Here is a 16,826-nt window from a genome sequence, read left to right on the forward strand (position 1 = left end):
GATGAAACGGAATTTGATTGCAGGATGCCTGTGTTTGATGATGTGGAATGGTATCTCTTCGAATATTCAGGCACAAGATAGATTGTACAAGAATACTTTTCCTTTAGGGGATGTGGAATTGCTTGACGGGCCGTTTAAGCATGCTCAGGAATTAAACCTCAAGGTCTTGATGGAATATGATGTAGACCGCCTCTTGGCTCCTTTCTTGAAAGAAGCAGGGTTGCCCGTAAAAGCGGAGCCATTCCCGAATTGGGCGGGGCTTGACGGACATGTCGGCGGGCATTATTTATCAGCTATGGCGATGAATTATGCAGCTACAGGCAATGAAGAGTGCAAAAAACGGATGGAATATATGCTGAGTGAATTGAAACGTTGCCAGGAGAGTAATGGAGACGGCTATATCGGAGGTATTCCTAATGGAAAGGTGCTGTGGACGGATATAAAAAACGGAAAAGTAGAGTCTATTTGGAAATATTGGGCTCCGTGGTATAACGTACATAAAATCTTTGCCGGATTGAGGGATGCCTGGATGTATACGGGAAACGAGGAAGCACTGGATATGTTCTTGAATTTGTGTGACTGGGGAATTTCTGTCACGGAAGGACTGTCAGACAATCAGATGGAACAGATGCTGGCCAATGAATTTGGGGGAATGGATGAAATCTTTGCCGATGCCTATCAGATTACGGGTGAACAGAAATATCTGACTATGGCCAAACGTTTCTCTCATCGGTGGTTGTTCGACAGTATGGCAGCGCACAAGGACAATTTGGACAATATACATGCGAACACGCAGATTCCGAAAGTTATCGGGTATCAGCGTATTGCAGAAGTGTGTGGAGATAATCAATACTTGGATGCAGCCGATTTCTTTTGGAACATTGTAGCCTGCAAGCGTTCGCTGGCGTTGGGCGGGAACAGCCGTCGGGAGTATTTTTCGGGCATGGACGATTTCAGAAGTCATGTAGAAGTGCGGGAAGGTCCGGAATCCTGTAATACGTATAACATGTTGAAACTGACGGAAGGTTTGTTCCGGATGACAGGAAAGGCTACATATACGGACTTTTATGAGAGAGCCCTGTATAATCATATTTTGTCAACACAGCATCCGGAACACGGTGGTTACGTGTACTTCACTTCGGCTCGTCCGGCACACTATCGGGTGTACTCGAAACCTAACAGTGCCATGTGGTGTTGTGTAGGCACCGGAATGGAGAATCATGGGAAGTATGGGGAGTTTATCTATACGCATGCTTCTGATTCGCTGTTTGTCAATCTTTTCATTCCTTCACGACTGAACTGGGAACAGGAGAAAGCCACGATTACGCAGGAAACCCAGTTTCCTGATGCGGAGACCTCTCGGTTGACAGTGGGGTTGACGGATGGAAGGTCTCGTCATTTCAAATTGTTGGTGAGACGTCCGGAATGGGTCACAGATGGATATGAAGTAAGATGCAATGGAAAGGTAGTGGAGGCTTCGGAGAAGGCAGACGGTTCTTCTTATATCTGTATTGACCGTGAATGGAAAGATGGTGATAAGGTGGAAGTGTTCTTGCCTATGAAAATGCGATTGGAATCCCTTCAAGGAGAAGATGATTTTGTGGCCATTATGCGTGGTCCTATCCTGATGGGTGCATCTGTAGGTACAGATAATTTGGATGGCTTGGTGGCAGATGACGGGCGTTGGGGACATATTGCTTCAGGCAAGTTGGTGCCATTAAGTGAAACTCCGGTCTTGATTGGAAGTAAAGAAGAGGTGACCAATTACCTGAATGGGCTGAAACCCATGGAAGGTCAGACTTTACGTTATAAATTGTCGGGCATATTCAATGATTCGAAGTTTGACGGTCTGGTGTTGGAACCCTTCTCCCGTATTCATGATTGTCGATACATGATGTATTGGTTATGTATGACGGCGGATCGATATGCTGCGTATACGAAGCGTACACAAGAAGAGGAAAAACGGTTGATGGCATTGGATGCGCGTACGTTGGATGCGGTAAGTGTCGGTGAACAGCAGCCTGAAGTGGATCATAAAATGGTGAAGGAGAACTCTGAAACCGGATTATTGAAAGGTAAGAAGTGGAGGGATGCCCGCAATGGAGGGTATTTCAAATATACACTTTCTACCAACGGCAAGCAGCCTTCTTCCCTTATGGCTACTTATTGGGGGAATGAACAAGGCAATCGGAATTTTGAAATTGTGGTCGATGGTACGGTTGTGGCGACTGAGAATATCGTGGGCAAATGGAACAAGGAAGAATTTGTGGATGTGGAATATAAATTGCCCGAAGCTCTGGTAAAAGGAAAAAATCAGATTGAAGTCATGTTTAGAAGTAAGGACAATAATGTGGCAGGTGGAATTTTCATGCTGCGTTTGCTTACGGAATAATTGTTTTCAATAGGAATCCATAAAGAATGAGTATCCGCAATAGGTTGTTCCTATTGCGGGTTCTCATACTTGAAACAAAAAGTAAGAACTTATAAAACAAAAATGGTGGGATATCGTTACATAAAACTTTGTTTGTTTATCGCTTTGTTTTCTTTATCCACTTCTGCTCAAAATGTGAACAAAGTGGTGGAAAGGACGGTGGTAAATCCTTCTTTCAAAGCGAGAACCGGGAGTATCAATACGATAACTAAGGTGGAAATGACGGATGCTGATACTAAATTGTTCGTACATGTGGTATTTCGTCCTCACTGGTGGGTTTGCCTGGACAGTACGATTTATTTGGAAGATGTGTCTACAGGTTTACGTTACCAAACAACAGGGATAGAAGGGATGAAGTTTGGTGAACGGTTTTTCATGCCGGATTCGGGAGAAACGGATGTGGTCTTGACTTTTCCTCCGTTGCCGGAATCGGTAAAAATGGTGAACTGGATTCGGCCAGATTCGTCAGAAGATAATACATACGGCATTGATCTGACAAAAGATGGAGAAGGGTTGGGTGTTTCTGAAAAACGAGAAAGATGGCTTGCTCAAAATCCACAGACGGGAACGTCAGTCGGAAGGAAGGAGGGATTTACTCATTTCTTTCACTCGGATACGACTTATGTGACTGGGGTACTTGATCATTATGATCCTATATTGGGATTTGATACCGGTATCATTTATGTACAAGATATGCTGGAAGATAAAGACCGGCCAGTAGTCATAAAGATTCATCCGGACGGAAAATTAGAGGGAAAAGTATTTTTGGAGCATCCTTCCCGATGTTTAATGGTGATAGGAGAAAATAATTCACTGCATAGAAACATTTATCTTGAACCAGGAAAGACTTTGTCGCTGTATATCGATTTTGAAGATATGCTTGCCCGCAGCAGAGCTAGAGACTGGAACTATCCGTTGTCCAATCTGATGTATGGAGATGAGTTGGGTGAGATAAACCGACAACTTGCCGAAGCACCGGAGTTTACGCTTGGCTATCTGGAAATGAAAGAAATGGAAAGTAAGTTGGCTCCAAAGCAGGTACGTGAGAAATGGGATGAAGCTGTGAGTTTATGGCACGATAAGCTGTCTCAATACATGGATAAGCAACAGGTATGTCTTAAGGTCCGACAGTTGTTGCCATTGGATGAAAAGATATCTGGAGCATATTGGTTACTGGATTACGCGATGGATTATACTTATGGGTTAGCGAATGATACTACCGGAAAAGCACCGTTACCCATGGAGTTTTTCAGCTTTTTGCGCGATATGCCGCTTAATGATGAAAAAATTTTGGCTGTAAATAAAGCTTCCATCTTTATCAATCGTTTTGCGTTTATGGATTGGTTGCAAAAGCAGGCGTATGAAAAACTCAAAGCATGCTATGGAATGGTAATTCCATCTGATATGACTCCTTTACAGACTGCGGAGAGAATGTTTTATCCTTATAAAATACAGACAGAGATTCTGATGGAGTATTTGAATATGACTGAAATACCTTTTTTGTGGCAGCTGGTTTTGTGCAATAAGATTTGTACAGTGTTGGAGGCGGAAGCTAACAAAAAAGTGACTCAGCAGGATTTGAAAACGACACAGACGATGTCGTGTCTGAAGGATTCTTTCTGTGCAATGATTACTTATCCTGTGCTGACACAGGCAATAGAAAGCTCTTATCGGGAGTATCTCAAGAAGCAACCTTACCAACTACCCCCTTGTGAAGGAACGGATATTTTTCGAAAAATTACGGAATCTTATAAAGGGAAGATTTTGTTGGTTGATTTTTGGTCGACCGGTTGTGGCCCATGTCGGTTTGCTATTGAGAGAAGTGCAGACTTGAGAGCGAAATGGAGAGGGCATAAAGATGTGCAGTTCATATTTATAACCAGTGAAGGTGAGTCTCCGGAGAAACCTTATAAAGAATATGTAGAAAAGAATTTAAAAGGAGAGGCTGTCTATCGCATTCCGTCATCCGACTATCAGCGCTTGCGTGAATTATTTAGTTTCAATGGCATTCCACGTTATATACTTGTGGGACGCGATGGAAAAATCATTTCGAATGATTATCAGCATATTTATCTGTCTGAAGCATTGGAGAAGGATTTGAAGGCCTTGGGAGTGAATTTGGATGAAGAAAAAGAAAAATAGGAATAGATAAATTTCGTTTAGAAGAATTTAAGTAGAGGTATATAAGTTTAAATTAAAAACTAATGTCTATGATAAAACGTGTATTGTTATCGTCTTTTGCGGCAATGATGTGTATAACAGGGTTATATGCAGGTGAAAAAGATGTGTTAAGTCCTGATGGACGTTTGAAAGTGGTTGTTTCAGATGAAGGTGGAATGCCTTCTTATCAGGTATTCTATGACGGAGTGGCTTTTATCAAGAAGTCTCCGTTGGGCATGAAGACCACTATCGGTGATTTTACGTCTTCTTTGTCATTGGGAAGTGAAATCAAGGAGGCTTCTATCCGGAAAAACTACCGCTTGCCCAACATCAAAAAAAGTAAGGTGGAATATGCTGCTGAATCGGCTGTCATTCCGTTTACGAAAGAAGGGAGAACTGCTTTTGATGTAGAATTCCGGGTAAGTAACAATGATGTGGCTTTTAGATATACAGTGTATCCTAAGCAGGATATCTTGTGTTGTGTTGTGCAGCAGGAAGCTACGGGTTTTGTGTTGCCGGAAGGAACGACTACCTTCTTGTGCCCGCAAAGTGGACCGATGGGTGGTTTTGCCCGAACTTCTCCCAGCTATGAGACTCCATATACAGTAGATGATACGATGGGAAAGAACGGTTGGGGAGAAGGATATACTTTCCCTTGCTTGTTTAAAAATTCGGACAAAGGATGGATTTTAATTTCTGAAACCGGAGTGAACAGCTATTATTGTGGCAGTCGCCTGATGGGGCACGAGAACGGACTTTATACCATTGGTTTCCCGCAGGAAGGTGAATTTAACGGCAATGGTACGACTTCTCCGGGCATTGCATTGCCAGGAAAAACTCCATGGCGTACCATAACCTTGGGGCCAACGTTGGCTCCTATCGTAGAAACAACCGTACCGTTTGATGTGGTAGAACCTTTGTATGAACCGTCGAAAGATTATGCGGCTGAATATGGTTGTGGAACTTGGAGCTGGATTATTGCGGGAGATGCCAGTATGAATATGGACGACCAGAAGCGTTACATAGATTTCTGTGCAGCGATGGGTTACCGTACGGTACTGGTCGATGCGCTCTGGGATACGCAGGTGGGCTACGACAAAATAGAAGAACTGGCAGCTTATGCCAAGCAGAAGAATGTAGGCTTGTATTTGTGGTATAATTCCAATGGATACTGGAATGATGCGCCTCAAGGTCCTCGTGGAAAGATGAGTAACATTATCGCCCGTCGGAAAGAAATGAAGTGGATGCAGCGTATTGGTATCAAGGGAATCAAGGTTGACTTTGTGGGTAGTGACAAGCAGGTTACCATGCAGCTTTACGAAGATATTCTGGCCGATGCAAATGATTATGGACTCTTGGTCATTTTTCATGGATGCACCATTCCACGTGGATGGGAGCGTATGTATCCTAATTATGCGGCCAGTGAAGCGGTATTGGCCAGTGAGAACATGAATTTCTCGCAGGGAAGTTGTGATGCGGAAGCATTCAATGCATGCATTCATCCGTTTGTGCGCAACACGATTGGGAGCATGGATTTTGGAGGAAGTACTTTGAATAAATATTATAATGCGAAAAATGAGCCGGGTGGACGGATGAGAGTCACTTCTGATGTGTTTGCACTGGCTACGGCAGTATTGTTTCAGAGTCCGGTACAACATTTTGCATTGGCACCTAATAATCTGACGGATGCTCCGGCTTGGGCAGTCGATTTCATGAAGAAGGTGCCTACCACATGGGATGAGGTAAAGTTTATAGACGGATATCCTGGAAAATATATCGTAATGGCACGTAAACATGCCGGTAAGTGGTATGTGGCAGGTATTAATGCACAGGATGAAACCGTTAATTTGAAGATTGATGTTTCGTCCTTGTTTGCGGCAGGAGAGGTTGTCTGTGTGTATGAAGATAATGATAAACTGGCAGGCTCTGTCAAGGAACAGGTTATCAGTAAGAAACAAGTTGTGAACCTTTCTATTCCTAAAAATGGGGGTATAGTAATTACTCGGAAATAATTGTGAAGAAAAAGTTATGATAAGCAATAAAGTAATATTGACAGCATTGGGAGGATTGATTTCTCCCATGCTGTTGGCGCAGAATCCGATTGTGCAGACCTGCTATACGACAGATCCGGCTCCTATGGTACACGATGGCAGACTTTATGTGTATACAGGACATGATGAGGACAAAGCTGATTTTTTCTGGATGCAGGAATGGAGGGTATACTCTACGGAGGATATGGTCAACTGGACTGACCATGGTTCTCCGCTTGCCATAGAGTCTTTTGAATGGGCGGATGACCGGGCATGGGCTGCGCAGTGCATAGAACGTCATGGCAAATTCTATTGGTATGTCTGCCTGCATTCGAAACTTACAGGAGCGATGGCCATTGGTGTCGCAGTGGGTGACTCGCCTGTGGGACCTTTCCGGGATGCCATTGGAAAACCGCTTTGTGACGGTAGTTGGGATTATATTGATCCTACCGTGTATGTTGATGACGATGGAAGTGCTTTCTTGTATTGGGGAAATCCAAATATCTATTATGCGGAATTGAATGAGGATATGATATCCATCAAGGGAGAGGTAAAAAAGCAGGACCAGACTGTGGACAGTTTCGGGGCTCCGAATCCGGAAAAGCGTGTGAAGGGAGAAAAATATAAGGATATCTATACGGAAGGTCCGTGGTTCTACAAACGAAAGGATAATTATTATTTGCTGTATGCGGCAGGAGGTGTTCCTGAACATATTGCATATTCCATGAGTAAGTCGCCGGTGGGGCCTTGGAAGTATATGGGAGAAATTATGCCTTTGCAGGATACAGGTTCATTTACGAATCATTGCGGAGTGATTGATTATAAAGGAAATTCTTATTTCTTTTATCATACCGGAAAGTTGCCGGGAGGAGGTGGATTCGGACGTTCAGTAGCTGTGGAAGAGTTTAAGTATAATGCAGACGGAACTTTTCCTGTGATCAATGCTACGCAAGAAGGCGTAAAACCGATAGGCACCTTCAATCCTTATCAACGAGCGGAAGCGGAGACCATGGCTTTTTCTGAAGGAGTGAAGACGGAACCGAATGACCAGACAGGAATCTATGTGTCGGACATCCATAACGGTGATTACCTGAAGGTGAGGGAAGTTGATTTAGGAAAGAAGGGGGCCGGCAGATTGGAAGTCTGTGTAGCCAGTGCGTTGAGGGGTGGAACCATTGAAGTGCATGCTGACAGTATAGGTGGAACGTTGATTGCGGAAGTGCAAGTTCCGCATACCGGAGGATGGGAAATGTGGAAGACTTTGGAAACCGCGGTGAAACAAGATGGAAAGCCTGTTTCGGGCGTGCATGATTTGTACTTCTGTTTTAAAGGTAGAAAGGGATGTAAGCTTTTCAATTTTGATTGGTGGAGAATGTCTGAGTGACAAATGTTATGAATTAATGAATGACTTAAATTTTGAATATTATGAATATTAGTAAGATTCTATGGTTATGTGGTAGCTGCGGATTATTGAGTTGTTTGAATGTAAATGCGCAGCAGCCGATTATTCAGACAAAGTATACAGCCGATCCGGCACCGATGGTATACAATGATACGGTATTTCTTTATACGACTCATGATGAAAACGATGCGGAAGGATTTAAGATGCAGGATTGGTTGTTGTACACTTCTACGGATATGGTAAACTGGACCGACCATGGAGCAGTGGCTTCACTCAAAAGTTTCGATTGGGTGAAACGTGACAATGGAGCTTGGGCCGAGCAAGTGGTTGAACGCAATGGAAAATTCTATATGTATTGCCCGATTCATGGAAATGGCATCGGTGTACTGGTGTCCGACAGTCCTTACGGACCGTTCAAAGACCCTCTTGGGAAACCTCTGGTATGGCAGAAAGAACACTGGGATGACATTGATCCAACTGTCTTTATCGATGAGGACGGACAAGCTTATATGTACTGGGGAAATCCTAATTGTTATTATGTGAAATTGAATGAGGATATGATTTCGTATTCTGGAGATATCGTGAAATTGAAGGAAACACCGGAGCATTATCAGGAAGGACCGTGGTTCTATAAACGCAATGGACACTACTATCTGGCTTTTGCTTCTACCTGTTGTCCGGAAGGTATCGGCTATGCCATGAGTGACAGCCCTATAGGTCCGTGGACGACCAGAGGATATATCATGCGTCCTACAGTCAGGAGCCGTGGAAACCATCCGGGTATTATGGATTATAAACGGAAATCGTATGTTTTTGGCTTGAATTATGACTTGTTGAAACTGGAGACGGATACTCATTATGAACGTCGTTCGGTTTCGGTGGCTGAGATGCATTATAATGAAGATGGAACCATTCAGGAAGTGCCTTATTGGGCAGACACCAAACTGGAGCAGGTGGGTACCTTCAATCCTTTCCGAAAGGTAGAGGCTGAAACGATGGCTTGGGGATATGGATTGAAAACAGCTCCCAATGCGGATAAATCTCTTTCGGTGGTAGATGTGAATAATGGAGAGTACATCTGTGTACGTGGAGTAGACTTTGGAAAGAATAAGGCCCGTCGCTTTGAGGTTTCCGCCTTGCCTCTTGAGGGAGGAAATCTGAAGATTCGTTTGGATGCTCCGGATGGAAAGATTGTTGGAAACGTAACTATACCGCAGAGAAACGAAACGTCCAAATATCAACTTTATTCCTGTGAGGTCAATGCGGTCAGTGGAGTCCATGATTTGTATCTTAGTTTTGAAGGTGAGAATAAGAAGGACTTGTTTGAGTTGGATTATTGGGAATTCAAACGTAAGTGAGTGTGGAATAAAGGGTCAAATACAATAAATCGTATGAGAATATGAAAGCTATCATTTTGACGGGCATTCTATCGTTTGCTTCTGTTCTGTCTTCTTCTGGAATACTGTTGGCTGGAAATGTGCTTACAAAAACTGCACGTGGGCTTAAATTGAATATGGAGGAAGATAAGCTGGTGACAGAAATTGTATTTTATACCCCCGAAATAGCTCGGGTGGTGAAATATCCTTCTTCTTCTGATACGATACCAGAGCGTAATAATCTTTCAGTGGTATTGGCTCCTCGTAAATGCAAACTTTCTTATGGGGAGACCGACGGGAAGTATACCGTTACGTCATCGGAAGTAATGGTGTTGCTGGATAAGGAAACAGGGAATGTATCTTTCCAAACCAAACATGGAGCCGAGTTGCTGGAAGAACAGGAAAAACCTGTGTTAATACAATATAAAGAAGGAGTAAATACGGGCGATTACCGTATCAAACAGGTCTTTAAGTTGGATAAAGATGAGCCTATTTATGGTTTGGGGCAGATGCAGAGTGGAAAACTCAGTCAGCGGAATCAGGATAAGTATCTTATTCAAGGAAACGTGGAAGATGTGGTCACATTCTTCCAGTCTGTGAAAGGATATGGTATATTTTGGGACAATTATTCTCCTACTTGGTTTGTTGATAATGAAAAGGCCACCTTTTTTGAATCGGAAGTAGGAGAGTTCATCGATTATTATTTCATGACCGGTGGTAATGCCGACGGGGTAATAGCCAATATGCGTGAACTGACAGGTCAGGTACCGATGCTCCCTCTTTGGACTTATGGTTTCTGGCAGAGTCGGGAAAGATATAAGAGTCAGAATGAGATTGTAGGAGTGGTGAGCAAGTATCGTGAGTTGCAGGTTCCGCTCGACGGTATCATCCAGGACTGGCAGTATTGGGGTGGAAATTATCTGTGGAATGCCATGGAATTCCTGAACGGGGAGTTTTGGAATCCTCAAAAAATGATAGAGGATATTCATGGCATGAATGCCAAGGCTATAATCTCTATCTGGTCTTCTTTTGGACCGATGACAAAGCTTTATAAGGAACTGGATGAGAAGGGGATGCTTTTCAATTTCCAGACATGGCCTTTGGCTGGACCTGATTTGTGGCCTCCACGGGAAGATTATTTGTCGGGGGTACGGGTTTACGATGCCTATAATCCAAAAGCCCGTGATATCTATTGGAAATATGCGAACAAAGGACTGTTTGCCTTGGGAATGGATGGCTGGTGGATGGATTCTACGGAACCTGACCATCTGAACTTCAAGGATGAAGATCTGAATGAAGAGACTTTCTTGGGAAGTTTCCGGAAAGTGCGTAATGCGTATCCGTTGATGTCGGTTGGAGGGGTATACGACCATCAGCGCAAGGCCTCTTCCGATAAACGTGTGTTTATTTTGACTCGTTCCGCATTTGCCGGACAACAGCGATATGGGGCGAATACATGGACGGGAGATATTCAAGGGACATGGGATTCTTTTAAGCGGCAGATTCCGGCTGGATTGAATTTCTCTCTTTCTGCCATTCCGAACTGGAATACGGATATAGGGGGATTCTTCTTGGGTGAATATCCGAAGAAACTGGCAGACCCGGATTATAAGGAACTGTATGTAAGGTGGCTGCAGTTTGGTGCCTTTTGTCCGATGATGCGTTCGCACGGTGCGGATGCGCCTCGTGAAATCTATCAGTTCGGGAAAAAAGGAGAGCCTTACTATGATGCGATTGCGAAGTTTATTCATCTTCGTTACTCCTTGTTGCCGTACATCTATTCTCTTTCTTGGGAAGTCACTTCACGTCAGTCTACTTTTTTGCGGGCGCTGGTAATGGATTTTCCAAAAGACAAGAATGTGTGGGACATGAACAATGAGTATATGTTCGGGAAGTCCATTCTGGTGAAGCCTGTAACGGACCCGATGTACACTGGAATGCAGGGCGAAGAGCGTGTTTCTGATTTTTCATCACTGAAGTCTACCGAGGTGTATTTGCCGGAGGGAGCAGACTGGTATGATTATTGGACTGGAGAGAAACTGGCAGGAGGTGTATCTGTGCAGAAAGAAGTTCCTTTGGATGTGATGCCTTTGTATGTAAAATCTGGAAGTATTATTCCTATCGGACCGGAGGTGCAGTATGCCCAGCAGAAATCATGGCAACAGCTGGATATTCATATTTATCCTGGTGCAGATGGTACTTTCTGTTTGTATGAAGATGAGTTTGATAACTATAATTACGAAAAGGGGGCTTATTCAGAAATATGGATGAAATGGAATGACAAAAAGCGTACCTTTACGATTGAAAGCAGAAAAGACGAATATCAAGGAATGCTCCACGAACGGACTTTCGTCTTGAAAACGGCAGATGGAAAAGAAAAAACAATTAATTATACGGGTAAAAAAATCAATGTAAAATTATGAGTCAACTAATTCTGATGAGATATATACAGGCCAATAAGATTTATGGTAAGAACCGGTGGCGTAAATTGGCAATGGGGGTAGCTCTGTTGTCCAGTTTGACTGTGGCTGCGCAAAATCCTATTATTCAGACTTCTTATACAGCCGATCCGGCTCCTTTGGTATATAATGACCGATTGTATCTTTATACCAGTCACGATGAAGATGGGTCTACTTGGTTTACCATGAATGACTGGAAACTTTATTCTACAGATGATATGGTAAATTGGACGGAACATCCCATGCCTTTGTCTTTTAAAACATTTGAGTGGGCAGGAGGAGATGCCTGGGCGGCTCAGTGTATGGAACGTAACGGGAAATTTTATATGTATGTACCTGTGACGGATTTGAAGGGGGAGACTGCCATCGGAGTGGCTGTGTCCGACAGTCCTTATGGACCTTTCTATGACCCGTTGGGAGCTCCGCTTGTGCAGGCTGAATACGGAAATATCGATCCTACCGTCTTTATCGATGACGACGGACAGGCTTATTTGTATTGGGGAAATCCCAATTGTTATTATGTGAAGTTGAACGAGGATATGATTTCTTATGAAGGGGGCATACATGCGGTACCGATGAAACCGGAAGCCTTTGGAAGCAGGGAGGGAGATCCGCAGCGTCCTACGCTGTATGAAGAGGCTCCTTGGTTGTATAAGCGTCAGGGAATGTACTATCTTTTCTATGCAGGAGGACCGGTGCCTGAACATCTGGCTTATGCCACATCAAAAGGTCCGGAAGGTCCGTGGAATTACGGAGGTACATTGATGGCTACTGAAGGAGGAAGTTTTACGAACCATCCGGGTATTGCCGATTTCAGAGGAAAAACTTATTTATTTTATCATGACGCTTCTCTACCGGGTGGAAGTGGTTTTACTCGTTCTGTGTGTGTCAGAGAGTTGGACTTCCAGGCAGATGGGAAGATTCCGTGTGTGAAGATGGTGAAAGAGGGAGTCACAGAAAGCTTGAAACCTCTTTGTCCATACCGGAAGGTAGAAGCAGAGACCGTGGCGTGGTCGGAAAAAATGAAAAGTTCATATAACGCTCAAGTTGGGGTTTTCATTACTGCTTTAGCGGATGGAGCTTATACAAAAGTTCGGTCTGTGGATTTCGGTGAAAAGGCTCCGTCTCGTTTTTCAGCGCGTTTGTCTACTACTCACAATGCAGAGATTACGATGGAGGTGCGTCTTGACGGACTGGATGGACAGGTGTTGGCAAAGATAAAGGTGCCGCGGACTGGTGGAAGCGACCGTTGGCGGGTTGTGGAAGCACAGATACCGCAAGTGACTGGAGTACACGACCTGTATTTTATTTTTAGGGGGAAAGTTCCGAAAGATTTGGCTTATTTCGATTATTGGAAACTGAATTATTAATGAAGTTACAGAGGTTATGAGGCAGTCTTGTTTGTTTTTACTATTCTTCTTTGTCTGTGTGTGGTGGAATGGGGATTGTTTGGCGGGGAATGTTCTCGGTCTTTCCTCTGACCGCCAGATACAGGCATGGACGTTGGAAGAAAAAAGAGCCGATCAGGTGGTTTTTCGTCGGGTTGATACTCGGTTAAGGCTTATCCCGCTGACCGGAAGTGCTGTAAGGGTGGTTCGAAGCAAGGGAATTGCTCATGAATTGCCGGAATTGGTGTATCTTCCGGTGAAGGCTCCGGTTTATACGCTTAAAATGGAAGGAGAAGATTATATATTGTCTTTAAAGGATGTAAGTGTAAAAGTGTCGGCATCCGACGGACGGATTTCGTTCCTTTCTTCGGATGGAAAGGTGATATTGGGAGAGGAAGGAGGTCAGCTTCAGGCTTCTTCTGTACAGGGGGAGCAGACGTATGTGTCCACACAGACTTTCCATTCTCCTTCCGATGAATATCTTTATGGACTGGGGCAGTTCCAGGATGGGTATTTGAATGTGCGTGGATTGACGCGGAGGTTGACTCAGGTCAATACGCAGATTGCCGTCCCTTTTGTGATGTCGAATAAGGGATACGGACTTTTGTGGAACAACTATGGTCTGACGGATTTTAATCCGGCTTCTTCAGTGATTGCGCTTCAGAAAACGGGTGCTTCGGGTGATAAGGTGACTGTGAATGTGACTTCTACTGAAGGAGGTAAGGAAGAAGTACGTGGAAGTAATGTGTTTGCAGGTAGTCTGAAAGTGGAATCCGACGGGCAATATGCTTTGATGCTGGACGTAGGAAGTTCCATGGCTCGCAGGCACAATTTGGAGATTGATGGACATACGGTGGTAGATGTGAATAATTTATGGCTGCCGCCTACGGTCTCTGTTCTGGTTGACTTGAAAGCGGGGGTACATCGTTTGAAGGCGGAATTGACCAAGGAGGATACTCCTAAGCTGTTTTTCCGGAAAGTAGACCAGACTACGACCTTTCGTTCTCCGGTTTCTAATGGCATCGATTATACTTTCTTTGCCGGAACGGCCGATGAGGTGATTGCCTCTTATCGGGCAGTGACAGGAGAGGTACCGATGTTGCCGGCATGGGCCTTGGGATATATTCATTGCCGGGAACGTTTTCATTCCCAAAAAGAACTGCTTGAAACAGCTTCCCGGTTCCGAAGAGAAAAATTGCCGGTCGATTTGATGGTGCAGGATTGGCAGTATTGGGGCAGATATGGCTGGAGCGCCATGCGCTTTGATGAGGCAGATTATCCTTCTCCTCGGGAAATGGTCGACAGTCTTCACCGGATGGATATGAGGCTGATGCTGTCGGTCTGGTCGAAGGTGGACCAGAACTCGGTGCTGGGAAAAAAGATGGCCGAGAAAGCCTATTATATTCCAGGCACTCCTTGGATTGATTTCTTTAATCCGGAGGCTGCTTCATTCTACTGGCAGAATTTTCGGGATAGCTTGGTTCTTCCGATAGGAATAGATGCTTGGTGGCTGGATGCTACCGAACCGGAAAATGACGATTTGGTGGGGCGTCGGGTAAATCACTCAAGTTATCCCGGAGAGGTGTTCCGGAATGTCTATCCATTGGTGGTCAATAAAACGGTATATGAAGGTTTGCGAAGCCTTTCTGCCAATGGAGAGAAACAGGGTTCCTTCAGTCCCCGAACGGTTTTGCTTACTCGTAGCGGCTTTCCGGGTATTCAGCGGTATGGAGTGGCCACTTGGTCGGGGGATGTCGGGAACGATTGGGATACGTTTCGTCGTCAGATTGTAGCCGGATTGGGAATTTCTGTATGCGGTCTGCCTTGGTGGACGTACGATGCCGGAGGGTTCTTCCGGCCGGGAGATGCACAGTATACGGATGTCCATTTTCATGAACGGTTTTCCCGGTGGCTTCAGACTTCGGTTTTTCTGCCTTTGATGCGTGTGCATGGGTATATGACGAATACTGAGTTTTGGAACTATGGAGACAAAGTGACGGAAATGGCCCGTAAATCGTTGGCCTTGCGTTATCGCCTTCTGCCCTATATCTATTCAGAGTCTGCATGGGTTTCGTTGGAAGATGGTACAATGTTGCGTCCTTTGGTGATGGATTTTCCACTGGATACGTTGGCTTTATCTTTGAAATACCAGTATATGTTTGGCCGTTCTCTGTTGGTTTCTCCTATTGTGGAAGAGGGACCTGCAATCTGGAAAACGTACTTGCCTGCTGTTCAAGGTGGGTGGTATGATTTTTATGATAACCGGCATTTGTCTTCAGGGTGGGTTCAAACCTCGGTTTCTCCGGATTACATTCCTGTATTTGTCAAATCGGGTACGATTTTACCTTTGGCTTCCGGTTATGCGGACGAGGCTGATACGGCTTTGCAATCGGAGTGGGAAATTCGGGTGTATACCGGAACGGATGGTACTTATCAGCTGTATGAAGATAATGGAACAGACTGTGAGTATGAAAAAGGAGCCTGTTCCTGTATCCGTCTGACCTGGAATGAGAAAGACGCTACGTTGGTGATAGGTAAACGGAAGGGGACGTTTGCGGGAATGAAGCCTGTTCGGAAGCTGAAGATTGTGAAAGTCGCTTCGTCTTCCAATGGGGCGATAGAAGTGGCCGAGAAATCGGTTGTATATAAGGGAGAGGAACTTGAAGTTGCTTTCTGATAGAATGAAAAAAGGAAAATGAAAAGTTGAATCTAAATTTGTGAATAATGGAAATGAAGAAAATGATTGCAACGCTGACGTCGTTGATGGCTTTGACTTTTGGACCTGTTTTTGCACAGGTTCATACAGAAGCAGGCAAGGTGGATGAGAATTTTCATATTTATCTGTGCTTGGGTCAGTCGAATATGGAGGGAAATGCAAAAATAGAAGCATGCGATACGGTGGATGTGAATCCTCGTTTTAAAGTGCTTCAAGCTGTGGATTGTCCGGACTTAGGACGGAAGAAAGGGGAGTGGTACACGGCAGTTCCCCCTTTGGCAAGATGTGGCACCGGATTGACTCCTGCAGATTATTTCGGTCGCACAATGGTAGATAGTCTTCCGGCCAATGTACAGGTGGGAGTGATTGATGTGGCCGTAGGAGGTTGTAAAATCGAATTGTTTGATAAAGATAATTATACTTCATACGTGGAGACTTCTCCGAACTGGCTGAAAAACATGGTGGCCGAGTATGATGGAAATCCTTATGCCAGATTGATTGAATTGGCCAGACAGGCTTCCCGTTGTGGAGTCATAAAAGGGATTCTGTTTCATCAGGGAGAGTCAAATACTGGCGATCCGGAGTGGCCGTTGAAAGTCAAGAAAGTGTACGACAGCATTCTTTCCGATCTCAATTTGAAACCCAATTCATTGCCTCTGTTGGTGGGTGAACTTGTGTCGGAAGGGCAGGGAGGAGCTTGTGCCTCTATGAATCCGGTGATTCAGAATTTGCCGGAAACAATTCCTTCCGCGCATGTCATTTCATCCGAAGGGTGTGAGGCGGTTTCCGACAGGCTGCATTTCAGTGCGGCCGGATATCGTGAACTGGGTAAAAGATATGCGCTTACGATGCTTCAGATTCTGA

At 44.5% G+C, this 16,826-nt stretch carries 8 protein-coding genes and 1 pseudogene; all 9 read left to right on the forward strand.

The genetic code is table 11. From position 1 onward, the window contains the following. Nucleotide 1: 1 nt before the first annotated feature. Nucleotides 2-2,392 carry a glycoside hydrolase family 127 protein gene (locus OIM59_RS03140; RefSeq protein WP_299174407.1) on the forward strand — a complete coding sequence of 797 codons (2,391 nt, stop codon included), beginning with the start codon at nucleotides 2-4 and terminating at the stop codon, nucleotides 2,390-2,392. A gap of 69 nt (nucleotides 2,393-2,461) precedes the next feature. Further along, nucleotides 2,462-4,573 carry a TlpA disulfide reductase family protein gene (locus OIM59_RS03145; protein ID WP_299173924.1) on the forward strand — a complete coding sequence of 704 codons (2,112 nt, stop codon included), beginning with the start codon at nucleotides 2,462-2,464 and terminating at the stop codon, nucleotides 4,571-4,573. 104 nt (nucleotides 4,574-4,677) lie between these two features. Further along, the gene (locus tag OIM59_RS03150) at nucleotides 4,678-6,603 is read left to right on the forward strand and encodes a glycoside hydrolase family 97 protein (protein WP_299174404.1); all 1,926 of its coding nucleotides are present in this window, start codon (nucleotides 4,678-4,680) and stop codon (nucleotides 6,601-6,603) included. Between the two features lie 16 nt (nucleotides 6,604-6,619). Further along, on the forward strand, nucleotides 6,620-8,005 hold the full coding sequence (locus tag OIM59_RS03155; protein WP_299173922.1) for a glycoside hydrolase family 43 protein: 1,386 nt from the start codon (nucleotides 6,620-6,622) through the stop codon (nucleotides 8,003-8,005). Nucleotides 8,006-8,046: 41 nt separating this feature from the next. Then, a complete protein-coding gene (locus tag OIM59_RS03160; protein ID WP_303894985.1) occupies nucleotides 8,047-9,381 on the forward strand; it encodes a glycoside hydrolase family 43 protein in 1,335 nt (444 codons plus the stop codon). Between the two features lie 41 nt (nucleotides 9,382-9,422). Then, a complete protein-coding gene (locus OIM59_RS03165) occupies nucleotides 9,423-11,822 on the forward strand; it encodes a TIM-barrel domain-containing protein (RefSeq protein WP_303894986.1) in 2,400 nt (799 codons plus the stop codon). A 71-nt stretch (nucleotides 11,823-11,893) separates the two neighbouring features. Further along, nucleotides 11,894-13,228, forward strand: coding sequence for a glycoside hydrolase family 43 protein (locus OIM59_RS03170; protein WP_299174401.1), 1,335 nt, complete (start codon nucleotides 11,894-11,896; stop codon nucleotides 13,226-13,228). A 16-nt stretch (nucleotides 13,229-13,244) separates the two neighbouring features. Beyond that, nucleotides 13,245-15,923, forward strand: coding sequence for a TIM-barrel domain-containing protein (locus tag OIM59_RS03175; RefSeq protein WP_303894987.1), 2,679 nt, complete (start codon nucleotides 13,245-13,247; stop codon nucleotides 15,921-15,923). A gap of 86 nt (nucleotides 15,924-16,009) precedes the next feature. Beyond that, nucleotides 16,010-16,825, forward strand: a pseudogene (locus tag OIM59_RS03180) (sialate O-acetylesterase); the annotation flags it as partial. Nucleotide 16,826: the final 1 nt, after the last annotated feature.

Origin of the sequence: Bacteroides mediterraneensis (assembly GCF_025993685.1) — a bacterium.
In the GTDB taxonomy this organism is placed as follows: Bacteria; Bacteroidota; Bacteroidia; order Bacteroidales; family Bacteroidaceae; genus Phocaeicola; species Phocaeicola mediterraneensis_A.

Bases quoted from the DNA above. Each gene is read 5' to 3' on its own strand.
- OIM59_RS03140 (WP_299174407.1), top strand. From the start codon at position 2: ATGAAACGGAATTTGATTGCAGGATGCCTGTGTTTGATGATGTGGAAT.
- OIM59_RS03150 (WP_299174404.1), top strand. From the start codon at position 4,678: ATGATGTGTATAACAGGGTTATATGCAGGTGAAAAAGATGTGTTAAGT.
- OIM59_RS03155 (WP_299173922.1), top strand. From the start codon at position 6,620: ATGATAAGCAATAAAGTAATATTGACAGCATTGGGAGGATTGATTTCT.
- OIM59_RS03160 (WP_303894985.1), top strand. From the start codon at position 8,047: ATGAATATTAGTAAGATTCTATGGTTATGTGGTAGCTGCGGATTATTG.
- OIM59_RS03165 (WP_303894986.1), top strand. From the start codon at position 9,423: ATGAAAGCTATCATTTTGACGGGCATTCTATCGTTTGCTTCTGTTCTG.
- OIM59_RS03170 (WP_299174401.1), top strand. From the start codon at position 11,894: ATGGGGGTAGCTCTGTTGTCCAGTTTGACTGTGGCTGCGCAAAATCCT.
- OIM59_RS03175 (WP_303894987.1), top strand. From the start codon at position 13,245: ATGAGGCAGTCTTGTTTGTTTTTACTATTCTTCTTTGTCTGTGTGTGG.